At 67.7% G+C, this 22,442-nt stretch carries 24 protein-coding genes; 7 read left to right on the top strand and 17 right to left on the bottom strand.

Annotated features, from left to right (window positions below; all coding sequences use genetic code 11):
* Positions 1–13: 13 nt before the first annotated feature.
* Positions 14–247 carry a preprotein translocase subunit SecG gene (secG, locus tag ACFWU5_RS25285; RefSeq protein ID WP_379242191.1) on the bottom strand — a complete coding sequence of 78 codons (234 nt, stop codon included), beginning with the start codon at positions 245–247 and terminating at the stop codon, positions 14–16.
* Positions 248–281: 34 nt separating this feature from the next.
* Positions 282–1,853: an MFS transporter gene (locus ACFWU5_RS25290; protein ID WP_379269261.1), complete on the bottom strand. Its 1,572-nt coding sequence runs from the start codon at positions 1,851–1,853 to the stop codon at positions 282–284.
* A 224-nt stretch (positions 1,854–2,077) separates the two neighbouring features.
* Between ACFWU5_RS25290 and ACFWU5_RS25295 the strand changes: the two genes are divergently transcribed.
* Complete coding sequence (locus ACFWU5_RS25295) at positions 2,078–3,010, top strand: META domain-containing protein (protein ID WP_379269243.1); 933 nt, start codon at positions 2,078–2,080, stop codon at positions 3,008–3,010.
* Between the two features lie 62 nt (positions 3,011–3,072).
* On the opposite strand, the gene tpiA is transcribed toward ACFWU5_RS25295, so the two are convergent.
* The 7 genes from tpiA to uvrC all read right to left on the bottom strand — a co-directional run bounded on the left by tpiA (position 3,073) and on the right by uvrC (position 11,572).
* The gene (tpiA, locus tag ACFWU5_RS25300; RefSeq protein ID WP_379269245.1) at positions 3,073–3,861 is read right to left on the bottom strand and encodes a triose-phosphate isomerase; all 789 of its coding nucleotides are present in this window, start codon (positions 3,859–3,861) and stop codon (positions 3,073–3,075) included.
* Between the two features lie 3 nt (positions 3,862–3,864).
* Positions 3,865–5,079 (bottom strand): phosphoglycerate kinase, encoded by a 1,215-nt coding sequence (locus ACFWU5_RS25305; RefSeq protein WP_379242195.1) that lies wholly within the window; start codon positions 5,077–5,079, stop codon positions 3,865–3,867.
* A gap of 5 nt (positions 5,080–5,084) precedes the next feature.
* Entirely contained in the window at positions 5,085–6,101 is a 1,017-nt protein-coding gene (gap, locus tag ACFWU5_RS25310) for a type I glyceraldehyde-3-phosphate dehydrogenase (RefSeq protein WP_379242196.1), read from the bottom strand.
* A 226-nt stretch (positions 6,102–6,327) separates the two neighbouring features.
* Positions 6,328–7,311, bottom strand: a complete 984-nt coding sequence (whiA, locus tag ACFWU5_RS25315; protein WP_056810477.1) for a DNA-binding protein WhiA — start codon at positions 7,309–7,311, stop codon at positions 6,328–6,330.
* Positions 7,302–8,366 (bottom strand): uridine diphosphate-N-acetylglucosamine-binding protein YvcK, encoded by a 1,065-nt coding sequence (yvcK, locus tag ACFWU5_RS25320; protein WP_379269247.1) that lies wholly within the window; start codon positions 8,364–8,366, stop codon positions 7,302–7,304. The genes whiA and yvcK overlap by 10 nt, the downstream gene beginning before the upstream one ends.
* Positions 8,363–9,319 carry an RNase adapter RapZ gene (gene rapZ / locus ACFWU5_RS25325; protein WP_379242198.1) on the bottom strand — a complete coding sequence of 319 codons (957 nt, stop codon included), beginning with the start codon at positions 9,317–9,319 and terminating at the stop codon, positions 8,363–8,365. The genes yvcK and rapZ overlap by 4 nt, the downstream gene beginning before the upstream one ends.
* 120 nt (positions 9,320–9,439) lie before the next feature.
* The gene (gene uvrC / locus ACFWU5_RS25330; protein WP_379269248.1) at positions 9,440–11,572 is read right to left on the bottom strand and encodes an excinuclease ABC subunit UvrC; all 2,133 of its coding nucleotides are present in this window, start codon (positions 11,570–11,572) and stop codon (positions 9,440–9,442) included.
* 168 nt (positions 11,573–11,740) lie between these two features.
* On the opposite strand from uvrC, the gene ACFWU5_RS25335 reads away from it, so the two are divergent.
* Together ACFWU5_RS25335 and ACFWU5_RS25340 are read left to right on the top strand one after the other, a co-directional pair.
* Entirely contained in the window at positions 11,741–12,154 is a 414-nt protein-coding gene (locus ACFWU5_RS25335) for a hypothetical protein (RefSeq protein ID WP_379242200.1), read from the top strand.
* Between the two features lie 352 nt (positions 12,155–12,506).
* Entirely contained in the window at positions 12,507–12,854 is a 348-nt protein-coding gene (locus tag ACFWU5_RS25340) for a hypothetical protein (protein WP_379242201.1), read from the top strand.
* A 41-nt stretch (positions 12,855–12,895) separates the two neighbouring features.
* On the opposite strand, the gene ACFWU5_RS25345 is transcribed toward ACFWU5_RS25340, so the two are convergent.
* A complete protein-coding gene (locus tag ACFWU5_RS25345) occupies positions 12,896–13,588 on the bottom strand; it encodes an HAD family hydrolase (protein ID WP_379269249.1) in 693 nt (230 codons plus the stop codon).
* Positions 13,589–13,746: 158 nt separating this feature from the next.
* Here ACFWU5_RS25345 and ggt point away from each other — a divergent pair, with 158 nt between their 5' ends.
* Entirely contained in the window at positions 13,747–15,699 is a 1,953-nt protein-coding gene (ggt, locus tag ACFWU5_RS25350; protein WP_379269251.1) for a gamma-glutamyltransferase, read from the top strand.
* A 6-nt stretch (positions 15,700–15,705) separates the two neighbouring features.
* Here ggt and ACFWU5_RS25355 read toward each other — a convergent pair whose 3' ends face one another.
* From ACFWU5_RS25355 to ACFWU5_RS25375, 5 genes are all read right to left on the bottom strand, one after another.
* Positions 15,706–16,191, bottom strand: coding sequence for a PH domain-containing protein (locus ACFWU5_RS25355; RefSeq protein WP_379269263.1), 486 nt, complete (start codon positions 16,189–16,191; stop codon positions 15,706–15,708).
* Positions 16,192–16,193: 2 nt separating this feature from the next.
* A complete protein-coding gene (ribH, locus tag ACFWU5_RS25360; protein ID WP_378929156.1) occupies positions 16,194–16,670 on the bottom strand; it encodes a 6,7-dimethyl-8-ribityllumazine synthase in 477 nt (158 codons plus the stop codon).
* Positions 16,671–16,695: 25 nt separating this feature from the next.
* Positions 16,696–17,940, bottom strand: a complete 1,245-nt coding sequence (locus ACFWU5_RS25365; RefSeq protein WP_379242204.1) for a bifunctional 3,4-dihydroxy-2-butanone-4-phosphate synthase/GTP cyclohydrolase II — start codon at positions 17,938–17,940, stop codon at positions 16,696–16,698.
* Positions 17,941–18,114: 174 nt separating this feature from the next.
* On the bottom strand, positions 18,115–18,738 hold the full coding sequence (locus tag ACFWU5_RS25370) for a riboflavin synthase (protein WP_379269253.1): 624 nt from the start codon (positions 18,736–18,738) through the stop codon (positions 18,115–18,117).
* Between the two features lie 19 nt (positions 18,739–18,757).
* Positions 18,758–18,958 (bottom strand): hypothetical protein, encoded by a 201-nt coding sequence (locus tag ACFWU5_RS25375; RefSeq protein WP_379242206.1) that lies wholly within the window; start codon positions 18,956–18,958, stop codon positions 18,758–18,760.
* Positions 18,959–19,297: 339 nt separating this feature from the next.
* Between ACFWU5_RS25375 and ACFWU5_RS25380 the strand changes: the two genes are divergently transcribed.
* A complete protein-coding gene (locus ACFWU5_RS25380; protein ID WP_379242207.1) occupies positions 19,298–19,768 on the top strand; it encodes a hypothetical protein in 471 nt (156 codons plus the stop codon).
* Positions 19,769–19,781: 13 nt separating this feature from the next.
* Here the strand turns inward: ACFWU5_RS25380 and rpe are convergent, their stop codons facing one another.
* Complete coding sequence (gene rpe / locus ACFWU5_RS25385; RefSeq protein WP_379242496.1) at positions 19,782–20,438, bottom strand: ribulose-phosphate 3-epimerase; 657 nt, start codon at positions 20,436–20,438, stop codon at positions 19,782–19,784.
* Between the two features lie 98 nt (positions 20,439–20,536).
* On the opposite strand from rpe, the gene ACFWU5_RS25390 reads away from it, so the two are divergent.
* Both ACFWU5_RS25390 and ACFWU5_RS25395 read left to right on the top strand, forming a co-directional pair.
* On the top strand, positions 20,537–20,959 hold the full coding sequence (locus ACFWU5_RS25390) for an ATP-binding protein (protein ID WP_379242208.1): 423 nt from the start codon (positions 20,537–20,539) through the stop codon (positions 20,957–20,959).
* Positions 20,960–21,081: 122 nt separating this feature from the next.
* Positions 21,082–21,855: an RNA polymerase sigma factor SigF gene (locus ACFWU5_RS25395; RefSeq protein ID WP_379242498.1), complete on the top strand. Its 774-nt coding sequence runs from the start codon at positions 21,082–21,084 to the stop codon at positions 21,853–21,855.
* Positions 21,856–21,880: 25 nt separating this feature from the next.
* Here ACFWU5_RS25395 and ACFWU5_RS25400 read toward each other — a convergent pair whose 3' ends face one another.
* Complete coding sequence (locus ACFWU5_RS25400) at positions 21,881–22,225, bottom strand: MmcQ/YjbR family DNA-binding protein (protein WP_379242209.1); 345 nt, start codon at positions 22,223–22,225, stop codon at positions 21,881–21,883.
* Positions 22,226–22,442: the final 217 nt, after the last annotated feature.

The raw sequence follows: 22,442 nt of genomic DNA on the forward strand, positions 1-22,442 counted from the left end.
AACTGGGGTGAACTCAGGCGAACTTGATCTCGAGGCCGATGCCCAGGATCGCGATGAACCAGACGATGCCCACGAAGATGGTGATGCGGGTGAGGTTCTTCTCTACGACTGTGGAGCCGGACAGGCTCGACTGCATGCCGCCACCGAAGAGGCTGGACAGGCCGCCGCCCTTGGCGCGGTGCAACAGCACCAGCAGCACCAACAGCAAGCTGGTGACAACAAGGAGGATATCGAGGAACAGCGACATGCCGACCATCCTAGGTGGTCGAGGACCGAAGGGTCTAACCAGGCTCCACCGCGACCAGGTGCGAGACGGTCTGGGGGCCTGCGGAGTACTGGGCGACGGTCTGTTCGATCTCTAGATCGCGGGCGGTCAGGCGCACTTGGTGCTGGTGCATGTGCTCGGCCCAGGAGCGTACGACGAAGGCTTCGACGAAGCGGTCGACGGTGCCGACGTCGCGGTACAGGCGCCATTCCATCGCGCCGGTGCGCTGCCGGGAGCGGCCGACCAGCGCCATCGAGTCGGTGAACACCGCCACATCGGCGGGCGGCACGTCGTAGCCGCGCATCACCAGCACGGGACCGTCCTCGGGTTCGGGTTCCACGACCAGTTGCGGTTCGGGCCAGAACGCCGCCGGGGACAGGTCGATCTCCTCGACGTTGTGGCGGATCGGCCACCACACCGTGCTCACCGCACACCCCGCCAGCAGCCCTGCGGCGATCAGCAGCGCAGTCACGGCACCGTACGCACCGGCGACCAGGCCCCACAGCAGCGAACCGATCGCCTGCCCGCCCATGAATACGAGCATGTACACCGACAGTCCGCGCGCCCGCACCCACGCGGGCAGCAGCAACTGCATGGTCGAGTTCAGCGTCGACATCGCCAGCAGCCACGCCAGCCCGGCCCCCACCAGCAACACCAGCACCACGACCACGTTGTGCACCAGCGCGGTCGCTACGGCACCCATGCCGAACAGCACCGCGGCCAACGCCAAACGCTGCGTGGGCGTGAACAGGATCCGCAGCCGCGACAATCCCAGCGCACCACACACGGCACCGAGTCCGAGTGCGCCAAGCAGCAGCCCGTACCCGTCCGACGACAGCCCGAGCCGGTCGTGCGCGATCACCGGCAGCAGCGACCACACCGCACTCGCGGGGGCGATGAACAGGATCGCCCGCAGCAGCACCCGCCGGATCGCGGGCGCGGCACGGATGAACCGGGTGCCTGCCTGTAGCGCGGCCAGTGGCCGTTCGCTGGGCAGCGGACTGCTTCGCGTGGGCCATTTCGATACCAGCAGCACCGCGACGATCCCGACGAACGACACCGTGTTGAACCCGAACACCACGGTCGGCCCGGCCAGCGACACGATCACTCCCGCCACCGCGGGGCCCACGGCGCGGCCGATGTTCACGCTCATACTGCCCAACGCCGCCGCCGAGGTGATCTGATCGCGCGGCACCAACTCCGACTGCACCGCCTGCCAGGCGGGCGCGGTCAGTGCCTGCCCGCATCCGAGCAGGAACAGCAGACTGAGCAGGACCGCGGGCGTAGTTTGGCCGGTGGCGGTGGACACCGTGAGGCACAGCGAGACCACCGCCATGCCGGACTGCGCGACCAGCAGCAGCCTGCGCCGGTCCACCAGGTCCGCGAGCACCCCCGACGGGATCGACAGCAACATCACCGGCAAGGTCAGCGCGGTCTGCACGAAGGCCACCAGCGCGGCCGCGTTCGGCTGGTCGACCACCAGCCATTGCGCGCCGACCGTCTGCATCCACGTGCCCAGGTTCGATACCAACTGCGCGATCCACAACGCCCGGAACAGCGGCGACCGCAACGGCGCCCAGGTCGACATCCGTTCCGCCGCGACAATGCTCACCCACCGACCTTATCCCCGGCCCCCGACATCCCGCGTGATGCGACCGCGCCACCCGGCCCCCGCGCGCCCGCTGCGCCAGTTCCCCGCGAACTCTCAGATACCTTGTGGCCCACGACAATAGAAAGCGAAACACCGAGCGTGATGGGCGGATCGGGGAAGTTCGCCTCGCGGGCGTCGACGGGGGGACGGTCTCGTGCAAGGTGACCGTCGACGGCAAGGTGATCGCCGAAGATCAGGCTTCCGGTGTGGTCGGCACCGCGACCTGCCAGGACACCGCGGTCGGTCAGAACCCGACAACCCGCCTCGAACACTGCCGGTCGGTGTTCGGGGCGGGCCGTACGATCGGCTTCATGCGGATCACTGTTCGACGTCTCGCCGCCCTCGCCGTTCTCACCGTGGCGGTGGCCGGGTGTGGGTCGGCGGAGAAGGAACCGGCCGACGAGGCCGCCACGCCGATGGGCCACACCTATATTTCCACCGAGGTCGAAGGCGGCTCGATCCCCGGCGGCGGCCCGTTGACGCTCACGTTCGCCGACGGCCGGATCTCGGCGAACTCCGGCTGCAACACCAGCAGCGGCACCGTCGACCTCAGCGATCGCATCCTGCGTACGTCTGCGCTGGCGAGCACCCTGATGGGGTGTCCGGGCGAAGGCGCCAAGGCTGACGGCTGGCAGAACACTTTCCTGGAGTCCGCGCCGGGCTGGCGCCTCGACGGTGGCAAGCTCACGCTCACCGGCGCAGGCACCACCGTGTACCTCACCGACAAGAAGATCGCGTCCCCCGACAAGCCGCTGATCGGCACCACGTGGGCGGCCGGCACCATGCTCACCCCCGACGCGCAGGTCCGCTCGACCGCGCTCGACGAGGCGGCCCCGACCCTGCTGATCAGCGACGGCGGCGCCGTCAGCGGCAACGCCGGGTGCAACCGGATGACCGGCACCGCGGCTGTCGACGGCGCGACGGTCACGTTCGCGGTGGCCACCACCAGGATGATGTGCCCGCCCGATGTGATGGAAGTCGAGCAGAACGTGCTGCGCGCACTGGACGGCAAAACCACCGCCACCATCGACGCCGACACTCTCACCTTGCGCAACGACAACGGCTTCGGCCTGATCCTGCACGCACAGCTGTAGCTACGAAAAGCGAAGGGCCGCAAACCAATCGGTTTGCGGCCCTCAGCGTTGTTCCTACTCGATCAGGGCAGCGGACCACCCGCGGCGATCGCCGACAGCGTGGCGAACTCGTCACCCTTGAGCGACGCACCACCCACCAGCGCACCGTCGACATCGGGCTGACGGATCAGCTCGCCGATGTTCTTGGCGTTCACCGACCCGCCGTAGAGCACCCGCACACCCGCGGCGACCTCGGGCGAAGCCAGCTTCTCCAGCTCGCCACGGATCGCGCCGCACACTTCCTGCGCGTCGGCCGCCGAGGCGACCTTGCCCGTGCCGATGGCCCAGACGGGCTCGTAGGCGATGACGACCTGCGAAATCTGTTCCGCCGTCAGACCTTTGAGCGAACCACGCAACTGCTCGAGGTTGTACTCCACATGCGTGCCCGCCTCGCGGACCCCGAGCCCCTCACCGATGCACACGATCGGGGTGAGCTCGTACTTCAGCGCCTGCTTGGCCTTGGCCAGCACGGTCGCGTCGTCCTCGTGGTGGTACTGACGACGCTCCGAATGCCCGACCACCACGTAGGTGCAGCCGAGCTTGGCCAGCATCGCGCCGCTGATCTCACCGGTGTAGGCACCGGAGTCGTGCGCCGAGACGTCCTGCGCACCGTAGGTGATCAGCAGCTTGTCGCCGTCCACGATCGACTGCACACTGCGCAGATCGGTGAACGGCGGGATGACCGCCACGTCGACCTTCGCGAAGTACTTCTCCGGCAGCGCGAACGCCACCTTCTGCACCAGCGAAATGGCCTCGAGGTGGTTCAGGTTCATCTTCCAGTTGCCCGCGATGAGCGGTTTACGCGCTGCCATCGCTCAGCCCTCCAGCACCGAAATACCGGGCAGCTCTTTGCCTTCCAGGTATTCCAGGGAAGCGCCACCACCGGTGGAGATGTGCGAGAACCCGTCATCGGGCAGGCCCAGCGTGCGCACCGCGGCCGCGGAGTCACCGCCGCCGACGACCGTGAACGCACCCTTGGCGGTGGCGGTCACGATGGCTTCGGCGACGCCACGGGTGCCCGCGGCGAACTTCTCGAACTCGAACACGCCCATCGGGCCGTTCCAGAACACCGTCTTGGCTTCGGTGAGCAGCGCGGAGAACCGGGCCACCGACTCGGGGCCGATGTCCAGGCCCAGCCAGCCGTCGGGGATCTCGGTGGACGCGACGGTCTTGGAGTCCGCGTCGGGCGCGAACTTGTCGGCCACCACGATGTCGACCGGCAGGTGCAGCACGTCGCCGAAGCGCTCGAGCAGGTCCTTGCAGGTGTCGATCATCTCGGCCTGCAGCAGCGAGCCACCGACCGGAAGCCCTTGCGCGGCAAGGAAGGTGAAGCACATGCCGCCGCCGATCACCAGGGTGTCGACCTTGGGGGCCAGCGCCTCGATGACAGCGAGCTTGTCCGAGACCTTCGAACCGCCCAACACGACCGCGTACGGGCGGGCCGGATCCTGGGTGAGCTTCTGCAGCACCTCGACCTCGGCGGCGACCAGCGTGCCCGCGTAGTGCGGCAGCACCTTCGCCACGTCGTAGACCGACGCCTGCTTGCGGTGCACCACACCGAAACCGTCGGACACGAACGCACCGTCGTCGCCGACCAGCTCGACGAACGCCGCGGCCAACTTGGCCCGCTCCGCCTCGTCCTTGCTGGTCTCGCGCGGGTCGAAGCGCACGTTCTCGAGCAGCAGCACGTCGCCGTCGGTGAGGCCTTCCGAGCGCGACAGCGCGTCGTAGCCCACCACGTCACCGGCGAGCTGCACGTTGCGGCCCAGCAGCTCGGCCAGCTTCGCGGCCACGGGGGCGAGCGAGAACTTGGCGTCGGGCTCACCCTTGGGGCGGCCCAGGTGTGCCATCACGACCACCTTGGCGCCGGCGTCGACCAGCGCCTTGATGGTCGGGACCGAGGCGATGATGCGGCCCGGGTCGGTGATCTGACCGTTGTCGTCGAGGGGGACGTTCAGGTCGGAGCGCACGAGCACGCCCCGACCTTCGACACCCTCGGCCAGCAGGTCCTGCAGTGTCTGAACTGTCATGACGGTCAGAGCGACTTGCCGACGAGATCGACCAGGTTGGCCAGGCGGTTGGAGTAGCCCCACTCGTTGTCGTACCAGGACACGACCTTGACCTGGTTGTCGATGACCTTGGTCAGCGGCGCGTCGTAGATCGAGGAGTGCGGGTCGGTGACGATGTCGCTGGACACGATCGGGTCCTCGTTGTACTTGAGGATGCCCTTCATCGGACCTTCGGCAGCGGCCTTCATCGCGGCGTTGATCTCCTCGACGGTGGCCGTCTTGGCCAGGGTCGCGGTGAGGTCGACGACCGAGCCGGTCGGGACCGGAACGCGCAGCGCGTAGCCGTCGAGCTTGCCCTGCAGTTCGGGCAGCACCAGGCCGATGGCCTTCGCCGCACCGGTGCCGGTGGGCACGATGTTCAGGGCCGCGGCGCGGGCGCGACGCAGGTCCTTGTGCGGCGCGTCCTGCAGGTTCTGGTCCTGGGTGTACGCGTGCACGGTGGTCATCAGACCGTTCACGATGCCGAACGAGTCGTTGAGCACCTTGGCCACGGGGCCGAGGCAGTTCGTGGTGCACGACGCGTTGGAGATGATGTTCTGGCTGCCGTCGTACTTGTCATCGTTGACGCCCATCACGATGGTGATGTCGTCGCCGGTGGCAGGCGCGGAGATGATGACCTTCTTGGCACCCGCGGACAGGTGACCCTTGGCCTTCTCTGCGGCGGTGAAGATGCCGGTGGACTCGACGACGACGTCGACACCCAGCTCGGCCCACGGCAGTGCCGAAGGGCCTTCCTTGATCGCGAGCGCCTTGATGCGCTGCTCGCCGACCACGATGGTGTCGCCCTCGACCGAGACGTTCTGCGGCAGACGACCCAGGATCGAGTCGTACTTCAGCAGGGTGGCGAGAGTGTTGATGTCGGTGAGGTCGTTGACCGCGACGATCTCGATATCGGTCTCGCCGACAGCCTTCAAGGCCTCCACCGCACGGAAGAAATTACGTCCGATACGACCGAAGCCGTTGATACCTACCCGGACAGTCACGTTATCGCTCCTCAGCTTTCAAGCGGATTCAATTCCGACCTCAACCACAGTAGTGGCCGCCGGTAGCCCACCGACAGCCACCTGCGATTTATGACGACCCGGGCCCCACGCTTCCGGGAAAACCCAGAATAAAGGGCAGAGCGGTCACGTATGACCGCTCTGCCCCAATAGTCTGATTCGTCACTCGAATCGTCTGATCGGCCGCACCTTTCGGTGCGGCACCCGCCTACGCGTCGTCGAGCAGCTCCGCGGTGACCGCGGACTCGGTGTCGGGAATGCCGAGGTCCTTGGCGCGTCGGTCGGCCATCGACAGCAAGCGTCGAATGCGGCCTGCCACAGCGTCTTTGGTCATCGGCGGCTCGGCCAGCTGACCCAGCTCCTCGAGCGAGGCCTGCCGGTGCTGCACCCGTAACCGGCCCGCCGCGGCCAGATGTTCGGGCACGTCGTCGGCGAGGATCTCCAACGCCCGTTCCACCCTGGCCGCCGCCGCCACGGCCGCGCGCGCGGACCGACGCAGGTTCGCGTCGTCGAAGTTGGCCAGGCGGTTGGCGGTGGCACGCACCTCGCGGCGCATCCGCCGTTCTTCCCAGGTGAGCCGGGTGTCCTGCGCGCCCATGCGGGTCAGCAGGGCGCCGATCGCCTCACCGTCGCGCACGACCACGCGATCGGTGCCGCGCACCTCGCGTGCCTTGGCGGTGATGCCAAGCCTGCGCGCCGCGCCGACCAGTGCCAGTGCTGCCTCGGGACCCGGGCAGCTCACCTCGAGCGCCGAGGAACGACCCGGCTCGGTGAGCGAGCCGTGCGCGAGAAACGCACCGCGCCACGCCGCTTCGGCGTCACCGATGCTGCCGCCGACCACCTGCGCGGGCAGGCCGCGCACGGGGCGTCCGCGCACATCGAGCAACCCGGTCTGCCGGGCCAGCGCCTCGCCCTCCTTGGACACCCGCACCACGTAACGGGAGGTCTTACGCAACCCACCCGCCCCGAGTACGTGCACGTCGGAGCCGTATCCGTACAGCTCGAAAATCTCTCTGCGCAGGCGGCGGGCGATGGACCCCATGTCCACCTCGGCTTCCACGATCACCCTGCCCCCCACGATGTGCAGACCGCCCGCAAACCGCAGCAGGGCCGACAGCTCCGCTTTCCGCGAACTGACCTGCGACACCACGAGCCTGCTCAGCTCGTCCTTGACCTCGGCTGTCATCGCCACGAGACGCGCTCCTTTCCCACCGACCCCGAACGCTGTTCTGCAACACTGTGCGCATCTGAGGCACTGTGCCGTCCATCGACTCGAAGCCCAGCCAGTTGCGACCGCGGCGACCGGATCAGTTGATCCAGCGCGGCGGCAAGCTTTCCCCGATGGTGCCGATCCGTTCCCGTTTCGGCGACATCGCAGAACGTTACCCGTGCACGCAACTGTTCGGCGGCTCTTGCCACATGTTCCCGTTGCCGCCCCTGCGGTACCGACGCCGAGTCGACCAGTACGTCATCGACCGCGAAATCCGGTGCGTGCTGGGACAATACATGCAGATGACGCTCCGCGGAAAAGCCGGCCGTCTCCCCCGGCTCCGCGGCGAGATTCAACACCAGCACTTTCCGGGCGTGCGTGCGCACCAGCGCCTCGTGCAATTGCGGCACCAGCACATGCGGAATGACACTGGTGAACCACGAACCCGGGCCCAGCACAACAACATCCGCGCGTTCGATGGCCGCGGTCGCGTCGGGGCTGGCGGGCGGATCGGACGGAATCAGCCGCACCCGCCGGACATTACCCGGCGTGGTCGCCACCGCAACCTGACCGCGCACACACCGGCCGATCCGCGGATCCGATTCCAGCCCTGACACTTCCGCTTCGATGTCCAACGGAATCGGCGACATCGGCAGCACCCGGCCGGTGATCCGCAGCAGGCGGCCCACTTCGTCCAGCGCCGCCACCGGGTCACCCAGCACATCGGTGAGCCCGGCCAGGATCAGATTGCCCACCGAGTGCCCGGCCAGCGCGCCCGTGCCGCCGAAGCGGTGTTGCACGGTGGTGGTCCAGATGCCGTCGGCGTCCTCGGACAGCGCCGCCAGCGCCATCCGTAGATCGCCGGGCGGCAGCATGCCCAGTTCGGCGCGTAGTCGGCCCGACGACCCGCCGTCGTCGGCGACGGTGACCACGGCGGTGATCCGCGTGGTCAGCCTGCGCAGCGCCGTCAGCGTCGCGTACAGCCCGTGTCCGCCGCCCAGCGCCACCACGGCCGGTTCGGTGTCGCTGCCGTTCATTCGCGCCCCAGGTCCCGGTGCACAACGCGCACGACGTCCACCGCGGTGTGCTCGGTGTCGGCGCCGATGCGCGTGCCAAGTGCCTCGGCGATGGCGACGCTGCGATGCTTGCCGCCGGTGCACCCCACTGCCACGGTCATGTATCGCTTCCCCTCTTGCCGGTATCCGGTCGTGGTCAGGTCGACCAGGTGTGTGCCGGTGCGCAGGTAGTCCTGTGCGCCCGGCCTGGACAGCACGTAGTCGCTGACCACCGACTCCTGCCCGGTGTGTTCCCGCAGTTCCGGAATCCAATGCGGGTTGGGCAGGAATCGCACGTCCAACACCATGTCGGCGTCGAGGGGAACACCGTACTTGAAGCCGAACGACTGCACGGTCAGCTGCAGTGCGGCTGGCGCGCCCGCACCGTAGGCCTCTTCCAGTTTGCGGTGCAACTGGTGGATCGACAGCGCGGTGGTGTCGATGACCAGGTCGGCGGCGCCTTTGACCGGGGCGAGCCTGGCTCGTTCGGCGGTCAGACCGGCCGACAGGGTGCCGTCGGGGCTGTCGCTCTGCAGCGGATGACGGCGCCGCGCGAAACCGAATCGCCGGATCAGCACGTCGTCGGAAGCTTCCAGGAACAGCACTCTGGTGCGAATGCCCGCGGCGCGCAGCTGCTCGGTGACACCGGACAGCTCGCCGGTGAAGAACCGGCTGCGCACGTCCATGACCAGGGCGAGTCGCCGGATCGGCGGGTCGGCCGCGGCGCCCAGCTCGATCATGCGCCCGATCAGCTCGGGGGGCAGGTTGTCGGTGACGTACCAGCCCAGATCCTCGAGCACGCGCGCGGCAGTGCCGCGGCCCGCGCCGGACAAGCCGGTGACGATGACCACTTCTACGGGTTGCTGTGTGTCGGTTGCCGTCCCGGACTTGCCGGGAGCCGCCCCCGCCTTGTTATTCGATTCGACGCGTGTCATTTCCTACCGGATCCGTTTCTGGGTGCCTTTCGATCATCCCGCACCGGTTCGGGTATCGGGCGCAGACACACAACGTACGGCACACGCAATGTTGCGTCCTGCGATCCGCGCAGCTCGCGGTTATGAGGTGTTCGGCCCCGGCTCCGGGCTGTTCGGCGCGGGCTCTGCGCTGTTCAGCGCCAGCTGTGAGGTGTTCGGCGACGGCTCTACGCTGTCCGGCCCCGGCTGCGGGCTGCTCGGCGCAGGCTCTGCGCTGGTCAGCTCCGGCTGCGAACCGTTCAGTGCCGCGAGTACTGCTTTCGCGGTCGAGACGCCGATTCCTGGCACCGTGGTGATTTCCTCGACGGTCGCGTTCTTGATCTTGGCCACCGATCCGAAGTGGGTGACCAGCGCGGTGCGTCTGGTTTCGCCCAGGCCCGGCACCGAGTCCAGCGCCGACGCTGTCATCCGGCGGGAGCGTTTGCTGCGGTGGAAGGTGATGGCGAAGCGGTGAGCCTCGTCGCGCACGCGTTGCAGTAGGAACAGGGCCTCGCTGTTGCGCGGCATGATCACCGGGTCGGGCTCGCCGGGGACCCAGACCTCTTCCAGGCGTTTGGCCAGGCCGATGACCGCGACATCGGTGATGCCCAGTTCGTCGAGCACGCCTGCGGCGGCGGCGACCTGGGGTGCGCCGCCGTCGACGACGTAGAGGTTGGGCGGGTAGGCGAAGCGGCGCGGGCGGCCGGTGGTGGGGTCGATGCCGGGGCGCGAAGTGGGTTCGTCGCCCTCGTCGGGTTCGATCTCGACGGGTTGTTCGCGGTCGCGGGCCAGACGGGCGAAGCGGCGGCGGGTGACTTCGGCGATGCTGCCCACGTCGTCGGAGCGGCCGTCGCCCGCGGCTTCCTTGATGGCGTAGTGGCGGTAGTCGGACTTGCGGGCCAGCCCGTCTTCGAACACCACCAGCGAGGCGACCACATCGGTGCCCTGGACGTGGCTGATGTCGACGCATTCGATGCGCAACGGGGCGCTGTCGAGTTCGAGTGCTTCCTGAATGTCTTGCAGCGCTTGCGATCTCGAGGTGAGGTCACCGGCGCGGCGCAGTTTGTGCTGGGCCAGCGCCTCGGCGGCGTTGCGCTGAACCGTCTCGGCCAAGGCCTTCTTGTCGCCGCGCTGCGGGATGCGCAGCGAGACCGCGGAGCCGCGCATGTCGCTGAGCCACTGGCCGATCTCCTCGGCATCGGCGGGCAGTTCCGGGACGAGCACTTCGCGCGGGACCACGATGGCGGCGTCGCCGTTCTGGTCGGCCATGGCGGACTGTTCGCCGTAGAACTGGGTGAGGAACTGTTCGACCAATGCCGCCAGTTCGGTGCCCGATTCGGCGACATCGAGGGCATCGCCGGATTTGTCCACGACCCAGCCGCGCTGGCCGCGCACGCGCCCGTCGCGCACATGGAAGATCTGGACCGCGGCCTCGAGCTCGTCGGTGGCGAAGGCGATCACATCTGCGTCGGTGCCCGAGCCCAGGACCACGGCCTGTTTCTCGAGTGCGCGGCGCAGCGCCCCGGCGTCGTCGCGCAGGCGGGCGGCGTTCTCGAAGTCGAGCTCTTCGGCGGCGGCGTGCATGCGACGTTCCAGCGCGCGCACCATCTTGTCGGTCTTGCCGGACAGGAAGTCACAGAACTCGTCGACGATCCGGCGGTGCTCGTCGGCACTGACCCGGCCCACGCACGGCGCGGAACACTTGTCGATGTAGCCGAGCAGGCACGGACGCCCGATCTGGTTGTGCCGCTTGAACACTCCGTTGGAGCAGGTGCGCGCCGGGAACACCCGCAGCAGCAGATCCAAGGTCTCGCGAATGGCCCACGCATGGGCATACGGACCGAAGTACCGCACACCCTTCTTACGGGCACCGCGATAGACGAACAGCCGCGGATACTCCTCATTGAGGGTCACCGCCAGCACCGGATAGGTCTTGTCGTCGCGGTACCGCACATTGAACCGCGGATCGAATTCCTTGATCCAGTTGTACTCGAGCTGCAACGCCTCCACCTCGGTGGACACCACGGTCCACTCCACCGAGGCGGCAGTGGACACCATCTGCGCGGTGCGCTGATGCAACGAGGTCAGATCCGCGAAGTAGGAGTTCAACCGACTCCGCAGACTCTTGGCCTTCCCGACATAGATGACCCGCCCGTGCACGTCCCGGAACTTGTACACACCGGGTTCGACGGGAATCGTGCCCGGCGCCGGCCGGTACATCGCGGGATCTGCCACCTGTCCAGACTAGCGAGGGGGGCCGACAGGTTCGCACCGCTGAGCGGGTCGGCCACGATGATTGGGGCGTCGGTCACCTGCGCTGCGGGCGACGGCTGACCGAACCGAGACCGGCGAGCTCGCCTGTGTAGCGTGAGTGCTCGGATTCTGTGCCCGAAAGGACGTGCGATGACCGACGCTGCAGCCCTGCCGCGAACAGGTGATGACCTGTACGACGACGAGGCCACCCCGCAGGGCGTCATGCCCGCGGCCGTACGCGGCGCGCGATTGATCGCCGCCGTCGCTGCCGCCGTCGGGGTCGTGCTGATCGTGATCACCGTCGCACTCGGCGGCTCATTGGGCGCGCTGATCGCCGGCTATCTACCGTCATTCGCTCTGATCCCGCTGGTGCTGCTGTTCGGGCGCGGCACCGATACGGTGCGCCAGGTGACGATCGCTGTCGCGGTGCTGGCGTGCGTGGTGTCGTCGACCGGCATTCTCACCGGTCTGCCGCCTGGCGTGGTCGGGGTCGTGGCCAATGGTGCGGTCGCCGGGATGCTGCTTCGCCCATCTGCGAAGGTCTGGTTCACCCGCACTCGCTGACCCCGCACGTCGATGAGCCCCCACGGTGATCTTGAATATCGTCGGGGGTACGGAATCGTCCGTGTTGTCACCCCCGATGATTCATTCGGAGAGGACAGCCGTGACCGGCCCCGAACACCACCCCGCCGTACCGATTTCCGCGTCGATCGAACCCTCCGTGCCGCCGTTCGGTCGGCCTGCCGCACCGTACTCCGCCACCCGGCGGACGCACGATGGCAGCTATCTCACGTACCCCGGCGATCCCGGATATCCCGAGGCCGCGGCGCAGTATCTCGGCGGAGCTGCCCACAACCCAAGGTACGCCGCAGTCCCTAGCGGACACGACGATGTCGCGGGACTGCACCGTGTACGGATGCCCGGCAATGTCCGTGCCGCACAGGTGATCTGCTGGATCGGCGGCGGTCTCGGCATCGTGCTGGTCACCGCGCTTATCGTCACCGACCGGCCAGAAACTGCCGGAGCCGCGATTGCGGGGTTCCTACCATTCCTGTTCCTGGCGATTCTCGCGTTCGGGTTCACCAGCGGGGCGAATGGAGTTCGCGGCTGCACCATCGGCGTCGCGTGTCTGGAGGCGCTGTGCGGGGCCGGATCGATCGCGATGCCCGCCCCGCCCGGACCGCTCGGCATGGTGGCAGGAGCCGCCATCGCCGTTCTTTTGGCGAGGAAGTCTGCGCAGGAGTGGTTCACGCGTGCGCGCTGATCGAGCGCGTCGATCGACGGTCCGAGGGGCTGGACATCAGGTCAGCGGGACGTATCGATGCCGTGTTCGGCGAGGGCGTCGATGAGGGCACGGGGGCGTTCGACGGTCGGGAGGGCATGGACCAGGGCGAAGCGGGCGCCCAGAGTTGTTGCGCCGCCGTCGGCTTCGAGGCTGTCGCCGATCATGAGGACTCGTTCGGGGTCTACGCCGAGGCGATCGGTGGCGTCGCGGAAGATGTCGGGGTTGGGTTTGATGGCGCCTACTTCGTAGGACAGGGTCATGGCGCCGATCAGGTCGGTCCAGCCGTGCTTGTCGAAGGCGGGGCGGATGTCGAAGGCGATATTGCTGACGATGCCGATGGGAATACCTTGGGCGGCAAGGGATTCCAGGACCGCGCCGGTGTCGGGGTACGGGGTCCAGTTGAGTGGGTCGATGAGGCGTTCATAGAGGCGCGCGGCCTGTGTGTCGGGCAGGCCCGAGCCGCGCAGCACCTCGAGGTAGGCGTGGCGGTGCAGGGCGGGGTCGAGATCGCGGTGGTCCCACGCGTGTTGGCCTGCCGCGTCGAAGGTCATGAACTGTTCCACCGGCGCCGTCATCCGGCGCATCACCTCGGCTTTGGCCGCCACGTCGAACTCGGCACCGTCGTCGCCGACGAGTTCGTCGGCCCAGGCCGTGTCGTCCTCCAGTCGGAAGACCGTGCCGGAGTAGTCGAAAAGCACCGCGTCGATATCCATGTCAGCCAGGGTAACCAGCGGGGTGGGGTGCGCCTGGCGGAAATCGGTCGTGGGACCCAAGATTCGCGTGCCCGCCATCGAGGCGTCGACCGCTGCACATAATGTTCGCTTCGCGAAAAGGATCGAACTGTGTCGGACCCGCGCGTTACGCTGCTGAGATGACGCCAAGGCGACGGACGTGGATCGGGGCCACGACGGCCGCAGTGCTCGCGGTGGGGGTGCTGACCGGCTGTTCTTCCGAGGAGAAGACCGCATCGGAATGCACGAGCACGACCGACGGCACTCCGGTGTCCGCGGCGCCCGCGACCGGTGGGGGTGCGCCGACTTCGCAGAATCTCAGTATCAATCCCGAGATCGCGTCGGGCTACCGCTCGGATATGACGGCGGTGCGCACCAGCACCTACGCGGTGTCCACGGCCAATCCGATCGCCACCGAGGCCGCGTGCCGGGTGCTGCGCGCGGGCGGCACGGCCACCGACGCGCTGGTCACCGCACAGGCGGTGCTGGGCCTGGTCGAACCGCAGGCGTCGGGGATCGGCGGCGGTGCGTTCCTGGTGCACTACGACGCGGCATCGCGCACGGTCGACACCTATGACGGCCGCGAGACCGCGCCTGCCGCGGCGACCGAGAACTACCTGCGCTGGGTCAGCGACACCGACCGCACCGAGCCCGCGCCCAACACCCGGGCCAGCGGACGCTCGATCGGCGTGCCTGGAGTCCTGCGGATGCTAGAGCTGGCCCATCAGGAGCACGGGCGCAGCGCGTGGAAGGAACTGTTCGACCCCGCGATCAGCTTGTCCGACACCGGGTTCCAGATCAGCCCGCGCCTGGCCGGGCAGATCGCGGAATCGGCGAAGAGTTTGGCCGCCGACGAAGCGGCACGTGCCTATTTCCTGGAAGCCGATGGCTCGCCCAAGAAGTCGGGCACGGTGCTCACCAATCCCGGTCTGGCGAAAACACTGTCGGCGATCGCGACCGACGGCGCCAACGCCTTCTACAGCGGCGCCATCGCCCAGGACATCGTCGAAGCGGCAGGCAGTACCGCGGGTGGGCGTACTCCGAGCCAGCTGACCACCACCGACCTCGCGAATTACCAGGCCAAGAAGCGCAGCGCGCTGTGCACCGGGTATCGCAAGTTCGAGCTGTGCGGGATGCCGGCGCCGTCATCGGGTGGCAGTACCGTGGCCGCGACACTGGGTATTCTGGCCAACTTCGACCTCCCCGCGCTACGCCCCCAGGAACTGGACCCCAACGGTGGGCGCCCCGACGCGCAGGCGGTGCACCTGATCTCCGAGGCGGAGCGGTTGGCCTATGCCGATCGCAACAAGTATGTCGCGGACCCGGATTTCGTTCCGCTGCCGGGCAATTCGGCGCTCTCGCTGGTGCACCCGCAGTACCTGAAGGAACGTTCCACGCTGATCGACCCGCAGCGCAGCATGGGCACCGCCCAGCCGGGCAACCTCGGCCCGGTTCCGCTGGGCAACGGTCCGCAGCCGCCCGAGCACGGCACCAGCCACATCTCCGTGGTCGACAAGTACGGCAATGCCGCGGCGATGACCACGACCGTCGAATCGGCGTTCGGTTCGTTCCACCTGGTGGACGGTTTCGTGCTCAACAACCAGCTCACCGACTTCGCCGCCGACCCGCTCGATCCCGACGGCACCCCGGTGGCCAACCGCCTGCAGCCCAACAAACGGCCGCGCAGTTCGATGGCCCCGACACTGGTGTTCGACCGTGACGACAAGGGCGACCGCGGGGACCTGAAGCTGGTCACCGGTTCGCCGGGCGGTTCGGTGATCATCCAGTTCGTGGTGAAAACCCTTGTCAACGTGCTGGATTGGGGCCTCGACCCACAGCAGGCGGTATCGGGAGTGTCGTTCGGTGCGGGCAATACGCCGGTCACCGGCGTGGGCGGCGAGCATCCCGACATCAACGCCACCGACAACGGCGACCACGATCCGCTCGTGCAGAAATTACGCGCGATGGGACACCAGGTATCGGTGGCACCACAGTCCAGCGGGCTCAGCGCATTACAACGCGACGGTAAGGACGGCTGGGTCGGCGGTGCCGATCCGCGCCGAGAGGGAGCGGTCCTCGGCGATACCCGCTGAGAAGCCTCAGTTCCGCGGCGCGTAGTGGGCGCCCAGTTCGCGAACGCGTTCGATCGCGTCGGCGGCGTGCGCCTTGTCGTTGGCGCGGATCGCCAGCATCGGGACGTAGTCGTCGTCGGCCAGTTCCAGGCGGGCCCAGGACTTGCCGTCGGGGAAGGACGCGCCGCGGATGTAGTCCCACGGGTACACGTGCTCGCCCAGGATGTTGCGCACCGCCACACCGCGACTGCCCGCGCGCACCCGCGGACGGGTCAGCATCAGCACCGCGCAGGCGCCGACCACGCCGATCAGGATCATCGCGACCTGGTCGGCGACCCGGAAGTTCACCCCGGTCGACCCGGTCCGCAACACCAATCCGCCCGCGGTGAACGCGAGGGCGATGACCACCGCGACCACGATGGCGGTGCGGGTCGAGCGACGCGCACGCACCTCGAATTCCCAGCCCGGATCGGGCTCGGGTGCCCCGCGACGCCACGTGCGCACCACCGGCACGGTCACACCGATCGCAGCGCGCGCAAGGTGAGCGCGGCATCCAGCGCGGCGGCACAGGCCTGCTCGCCCTTGTCCTCCGCCGAACCGGGCAGCCCGGCCCGATCCCGCGCCTGCTCTTCGTCGTTGGTGGTGAGCACACCGTTGGTGACGGGCGTGGCCGCATCCAGCGACACCCGGGTCAGCCCGGCCGTCACCGCATCACACACATACTCGAAATGCGGTGTGCCACCACGGATTACCACACCCAGCGCGACAACGGCATCATGCGTGCGGGCCAGCTCCTGAGCCACCACCGGCAACTCCATCGCACCGGCACAGCGCACCACGGTCACGTGCTCGACGCCGGCTTCCTTGGCCACCCGCTCGGCATTGGCCACCAGCGTGTCGCAGATTTCGGTGTGCCAGCGCGAGGCGACGATGCCGAGTTTGACGTCCTTGGCCTGCGCCAGGGCGAAGGTGGGAACACCGGTGCCGCTCATCGTTGCCGCCTTTCGAAAGTAGTGATCACTGCGCGGTTTCGCCCAGGTCCAGATCGTCCAGGCCCACCAACACGTGCCCCATCCGATCCCGCTTGGTGCGCAGGTAGTGCAGGTTCTCGGCGTTGGCGCGCAACGGCATCGGCACCCGCTCGGTGATCGCGAGACCGTACCCGTCCAAACCCACCCGCTTGGCCGGGTTGTTGGTCAGCAGTCGCATCGAACGGATCCCGAGGTCGACCAGGATCTGCGCCCCGGTGCCGTAGTCGCGGGCGTCGGCGGGCAGGCCGAGGTCGAGGTTGGCGTCGACGGTGTCGCGGCCGCTGTCCTGCAGCTGGTAGGCCTGCAGCTTGTGCATCAGGCCGATGCCGCGACCTTCGTGTCCGCGCATGTAGAGCACCACCCCGCGACCCTCCTGGTCGACCATGTCCAGGGCGGCGTCGAGCTGGGGGCCGCAGTCGCAGCGCAGTGAACCGAACACGTCGCCGGTCAGGCACTCCGAGTGCACGCGCACCAACACGTCCTCGCCGTCGCCGATGTCACCGCGCACCAGCGCGACATGCTCGGCCTCGTCGAAGATGCTCTGGTAGCCCACGGCCTTGAAGTCGCCGTGCGCGGTCGGGATGCGCGCCTCGGCCACCCGCACGACATGCTTCTCGTGCTTGCGCCGCCAGGCGATCATGTCCGCGATCGAGATCATCGCCAGGTCGTGCTCGTCGGCGAACACGCGCAGCTCGTCGGTGCGGGCCATGTGCCCGTCGTCCTTCTGGCTCACGATCTCGCAGATCACGCCCGCCGGACGCAACCCCGCCATCCGCGCCAGGTCCACCGCAGCCTCGGTGTGGCCGGGGCGACGCAGCACGCCGCCGTCCTTGGCGCGCAACGGCACCACGTGGCCGGGGCGGGTGAACTCGTCGGCCTTGGCCTGCGCGCTGGCCAGCAGGCGCATGGTCACGGCCCGGTCGGCGCCGGAGATGCCGGTGGTGATGCCCTCGCGCGCGTCCACCGACACCGTGTAGGCGGTGCCGTGCTTGTCCTGGTTCATCGCGTACGCGGGCGGCAGGCCAAGGCGATCGCAGTCGTCGGCGGTCAACGGCACGCAGATGTAGCCGGAGGTGTACCGGATCATGAACGCGACCAGCTCCGGCGTGGCCTTCTCGGCGGCGAAGATGAGGTCGCCCTCGTTTTCGCGGTCCTCGTCATCGATGACGACAACAGCCTTGCCGGCCGCGATATCGGCGACCGCGCGCTCGATGCTGTCCAACCTGGTCACGTCTGCTTGCTCCGTATTCTTGGCGGCTGGTGCCGCGGGTTTCTCGGCCTGGAAGCCTCGATCTTCCCTCCCGGCGGGTGCTCCTTCGTCACACCCTCTGGTCAGTCCAGATCAAGGCGGCCGAGAAACTGCCAGGGGGATGGCAATGACTTCCTACATTAGCGTCGGGCGGTGTCAGCCTCGTTGGGCGAGGCGTTCTACGTACTTCGCGATGACGTCTACCTCGAGGTTGACCGTGGCGCCGACGGGGGCGGTGCCCAACACGGTCAGGGCCAAGGTGGTGGGGATCAGGGAGACTTCGAACCAGTCGCGTGAACCGTCGAGGGCGGGTTCGTCGTCGATGCCCAGCGCCGAGACGGTCAGCGACACGCCGTCGACGGTGATCGAGCCCTTCTCCACGACGTAGCGGGCGATGGCGTCGGGCAGGGAGATGCGCACGATCTCCCAGTTCTCCGACGGCGTGCGGCGCAACACGGTGCCGGTGCCGTCGACGTGACCCTGCACCAGGTGTCCACCCAGGCGACTGTTCAGCGCGGCCGCGCGTTCGAGGTTGACCGGCGAACCGGCCACCAGCGCGCCGATGCTGGAGCGCTTCAACGTCTCGTCCATGACGTCGACGGTGAAGCTGTCGCCGTCGACGACATCCACCACGGTCAGGCACACGCCGTTGACCGCGATCGAATCACCGTGTCCGGCATCGGAAGTCACCAGCTTGCCGCGGATGGTCAACCGGGCGGCGTCGGTCAGCGCTTCGGTGGCCACGATCTCGCCGAGCTCCTCGACGATCCCTGTGAACATGCCTGACTCCCTTGTCGCGTCATTTCCGTGCCCGCTTGTCGTACACCGGGCCCAACAGCAGGTGCGCGGCCGCTATTCCCACGCGGTCGCCCAGCTCGTCGCACAGCCTAGTAGCGCGGTCGGTGAGCACAGGGCGGGGGCCGAACCAGACCGCGGGCAGCAGTGGGTCACCGGAAGCGAACGGTCGCGCATCGATGCGGGCACAAAGGTGTGTCGACATGACGCAGCCCCGCCGTTAATCAATTCGGCGGTTGTGGATTATCCCCATTTTCACGAACCGGTCCCCGGTATTCATCGGGCAGTCTTAACCTTGTATTACCCGGCATTACGAACTGGAAACACGGTGAGTGGAATGCTTGCGCCTGCCACACCATTGACGCAATATTGTTACGTCGACGATTCCTGCCGTTCAACCAGATGTCAGGGCCTGGAACAGCAGGTTGTCACGACCATCGCCCGGGGCAGTGCGGCCACCGGGAGTAAGCCCCAGGGATAGTCACCACAACAGGGAAGACAACACTGTGGGTAACACCGAGTTCGCCAGATGCGGGGGTGCCGCGTGAGCACATTGATCAATACGACGCTGGAAATGCGGTGCGTGCGCTATCGGCGCGAATTACATCTACCGGCCAAGATCGATGTCGATTCCCGCCGCATTCTGCTGCAGATCGGCACCACGTACGGCGCGGTGACCATGCCCAGCGATCTGGGTGAACGGGTGCAGGACCGGTTGCGCGAGGCCGCGATCGCGGGCCCGGTCGTCGACCATCCCCGCGCCCGGCGCTGGACATTTCTTACCGGCCCGTGCCGACCCGATTCGGTCACCGCCGCCGCCTCGGCCGAACTGTTCCGGCTCTACGCCACCGTGGCGTGCGCGGGCAGCCAGATCGTGCTGCCCTCACCCGAGGACGAGCGCACCGGCTACCGCACCTGGGTGCAGGCACCCGACGCCGGCGACCATCGGCCGCCGGTGCAGGCCGTCATCGAGGCGGCGCGGGCGCTGGGCACCCGCAAACTCCGCACCCTGTAACCGAATTCGCGAACTACGGCAGCCAGGCCGCGGTGGCCAGATTGCGCAATGTCTGCACGGCGGCACCGGGATCGGCGGTGTTGTAGACCGCCGAGCCCGCCACGAAGCAATCGATACCGGCCGCCGCGGCCTGCTCGATGGTGTCGTCGTTGATGCCGCCGTCGATTTCCACCACCAGCCGCAGTTCGCCCGAGTCGACCAGGCGACGCACGATCCGCGCCTTCTCCAGCACGCCGGGAATGAACGACTGCCCGCCGAAGCCTGGCTCCACGCTCATCACCAGCAGGGTGTCGAACTCGCGCAGGATTTCCAGGTACGGCTCGATCGGGGTGTTGGGCTTCACCGACAGTCCGGCGCGGCCGCCCGCGGCGCGGATATCGCGCGCCACCGCGATCGGATCGTCGGTGGCCTCGGCGTGGATGGTGACGTTGTAGGCACCGGCCTCGGCGTAGCTGGGGGCCCAACGGCCCGGGTCGTCGATCATCAGGTGGCAGTCGAAGGGGATGTCGGTGTGCTTCAGCAAGCTCTGCACGATCGGTAGACCCAGTGTGAGGTTGGGCACGAAGTGGCCGTCCATGACGTCGACATGGAGCCAATCGCATCCTTCGACCGCGGCAGCTTCAGCGGCCAGGTAGGCGAAGTCCGCGGACAGGATGGACGGGGCGATCATCGGCTTTGCCGGACGGGAGAACGTCGGAGTGGACACAGCAGGGCAGTGTAGCCACCGAATGGTGATTGCCCTGCCCGGATGTGGGTAGCCTTGCGCAGGTGACCAATTTTTCGGCGGAACAAGGGCCGTTCGGCGCCCCGGTGGAGATTCGTGTGGCAGCTGCGCTGACGCAGCTGCCGATCGTGCGCGGACTGGCCGAAACACTGGTGCTACTGAGCGATTTCACCCTCGACGAGGTGGCCGACGTGCGGCTGGCCGTGGACGAGGTGTGCTCGACGATCATCGCGATCGCCGCACCTGACACGTTGCTCACCTGCGAATTCCTCGTGGGTGACTTCGAATTACAGGTGCGCGTGGACGGTGTCGCCGCCTCGCAGGGTATGCCCGATCAACGCAGCTTCGGCTGGCACGTGCTGCGCACGCTGTGCGACGAAGTGATCGCCGACCAGCGCGATTTCGACCCGACCGTGTCCGGTTTTCCGACGACGGTCCGATTCCGTCGGGTCCGGGGGAAGGCGTAGTGCACGGCGAGGACAACCAGACCGACCAGGACGATCTCGTCGAACACGACAAAACGGACTCCCCTGTCGCCGAGCCGGAGAAGGCCACCGACGCTGTCGAGCAGGAAACCGCCGAGGAGGAGTTGGAGACTCCCGAACCGGTTTCCGGCTATGACGACGTCAGCGCCCTGTTCGAACGGCTGGCGGAGACCGAGCCTGGCAGTGTGGCGCACGCGGTCGCGCGTGACGCGCTGATCAACCGGTGCATTCCCTTGGCCGATCACATCGCGCGCAAGTTCAGCGGGCGCGGTGAGCCGTTCGACGATCTGTCGCAGGTGGCCCGGGTCGGCCTCGTCCACGCGGTGGACCGGTTCGATCTCAGCCGTGGCTCGAACTTCCTGTCGTTCGCGGTGCCCACGATCATGGGCGAGGTGCGGCGGTACTTCCGCGACAACACCTGGGCCATGCGAGTTCCGCGGCGGGTCAAGGAGACTCATCTGCGCATCGGCGCGGCGGTGGATCAGTTGTCGCAGCGGCTGGGGCGCTCCCCCACCGCCAAGGAGATCGCGGCCGAGCTCGATGTGGATCCCGACGAGGTGACCCAGGCGGTGATCGCGGGCAACGCGTATCAGCCGACCTCGATCGACGCCGCGTCGATCGGGCGCGACAGCGACGCGTCGCTGCTGGACACGCTCGGCGAAGAGGAATCGCAGTTCGACCGGGTCGAGGAGTACATCGCGGTGCGGCCGCTGCTGGCGGGCCTGCCCGAACGCGAACGGCGCATCCTCACGATGCGGTTCTTCGAGTCGATGACCCAGACCCAGATCGCCACCCAGCTGGGGATCTCACAGATGCACGTCTCGCGTATTCTCGCGAAAACCCTTGCGCGCCTGCGCGAGTTGTCCGAACGGGACTGACCATCGCGGACGGGACAACGACGTCCTAACCGCCCTGCCTGGCACGCCGCAGTTTCGCGGGTGCGCGCAACCACCACGCGGCATCGATGAGTTCGGTGAGCTGTTTCGGGTCGACTACATCGAGGTCGATGAGAATGTACGGGTGCCCGTCGTAGTGCGGGGTCGTGTAGAAACTCGGATCGCCCGAGGCCAGCAGCGCCTCCTTCTCCGCGGGCTCGCACAGCAGCACCAGGCCGCCTTCGGCCTCGTCGCGTAACCGGGCGAAGCTCTTGCCGCCGACGTTCAGGCCCGGACTGCGCCACCAGGTGCCTTCCTCCACACCCGGCAGCGCCGTCGCCACGGCCACTACCTGCTTCCACGTCAATGCCATACCCCCGATTCTCCCCTTCGAAGAACCCACCTGCTTGGACGAATGGAACGGCGCCGCCCCCGAATACGGGAGCGGCGCCGTCGTTTGTCGCGGGCTACTTCTTGCGGAACGTGGCCAGGAACATGGCGTCGGTGCCGTGGCGGTGCGGCCACAGCTGCGCCGACGGGCCGTCGCCCACATCGGTGACACCGGGCAGGAAGTCGCGGCTGTCGAGTTC

It is taken from the genome of Nocardia sp. NPDC058640 (assembly GCF_042716995.1).
Taxonomy (GTDB): Bacteria; Actinomycetota; Actinomycetes; order Mycobacteriales; family Mycobacteriaceae; genus Nocardia.